We start from the raw sequence: 1,235 nt of genomic DNA on the forward strand, positions 1-1,235 counted from the left end.
AAAAAAGCCCCTTACGGGGCTTTTTCACATCTTAGCTATTACGCCAGGATTTTTGATACTACACCCGCACCTACTGTACGGCCGCCTTCACGGATTGCGAAGCGTAAACCTTCGTCCATCGCGATTGGGCAAATCAGCTCAACCACAAACTTCAGGTTGTCGCCTGGCATTACCATCTCTACGCCTTCTGGCAATTCAACTGCACCCGTTACGTCTGTAGTACGGAAGTAGAACTGTGGACGGTAGCCTTTGAAGAACGGAGTATGACGACCGCCTTCTTCTTTTGACAGTACGTACACTTCGCCTTCGAACTTAGTGTGTGGCTTGATTGAACCTGGCTTAGCAAGTACCTGACCACGCTCTACGTCTTCACGCTTGGTACCACGTAACAACGCACCAATGTTCTCGCCTGCACGACCTTCGTCTAACAGCTTACGGAACATCTCAACACCTGTACAGGTAGTTGCTACTGTGTCTTTGATACCTACGATTTCTACTGTCTCGCCTACTTTAACGATACCTTGCTCTACACGGCCTGTTACTACAGTACCACGACCAGCAATTGAGAATACGTCTTCGATTGGCATGATGAATGGCTTGTCGATAGCACGTACAGGCTCAGGAATGTAAGTATCCAGTGCGTTACCCAGCTCAAGGATTTTCTCTTCCCATGCTGCGTCGCCTTCCAGGCCCTTCAGCGCTGAACCACGGATTACCGGTAAATCATCACCTGGGAAGTCGTAGTCTGAAAGAAGCTCACGCACTTCCATTTCTACCAGCTCTAACAGCTCTTCGTCATCTACCATGTCACATTTGTTCATGAATACGATGATGTAAGGTACGCCTACCTGACGTGATAACAGGATGTGCTCACGTGTCTGTGGCATTGGGCCGTCTGTTGCTGCTACTACCAGAATAGCACCGTCCATCTGCGCCGCACCGGTAATCATGTTCTTAACATAGTCGGCGTGACCTGGGCAGTCTACGTGCGCGTAGTGGCGAGTCGGGGTATCGTATTCAACGTGTGACGTGTTGATAGTAATACCACGAGCTTTTTCTTCCGGCGCTTTGTCAATCTGGTCGAATGCAAATGCCTGACCGCCGTAGTGCTTTGCCAGTACGTTTGTGATTGCTGCAGTTAAAGTAGTTTTACCGTGGTCAACGTGACCAATGGTGCCTACGTTTACGTGCGGTTTATTACGTTCAAATTTAGCCTTAGCCATGAATAGACCCTT

1 protein-coding gene is annotated in these 1,235 nt (G+C 49.1%); it reads right to left on the reverse strand.

Going from position 1 to position 1,235, the window contains the following annotated elements; all coding sequences use genetic code 11:
• Positions 1-38 precede the first annotated feature (38 nt).
• Complete coding sequence (gene tuf, locus MJX74_RS21455) at positions 39-1,223, reverse strand: elongation factor Tu (RefSeq protein ID WP_240225064.1); 1,185 nt, start codon at positions 1,221-1,223, stop codon at positions 39-41.
• Positions 1,224-1,235: the final 12 nt, after the last annotated feature.

Origin of the sequence: Rheinheimera hassiensis (genome assembly GCF_022436675.1) — a bacterium.
GTDB classification, from domain to species: domain Bacteria; phylum Pseudomonadota; class Gammaproteobacteria; order Enterobacterales; family Alteromonadaceae; genus Alishewanella; species Alishewanella hassiensis.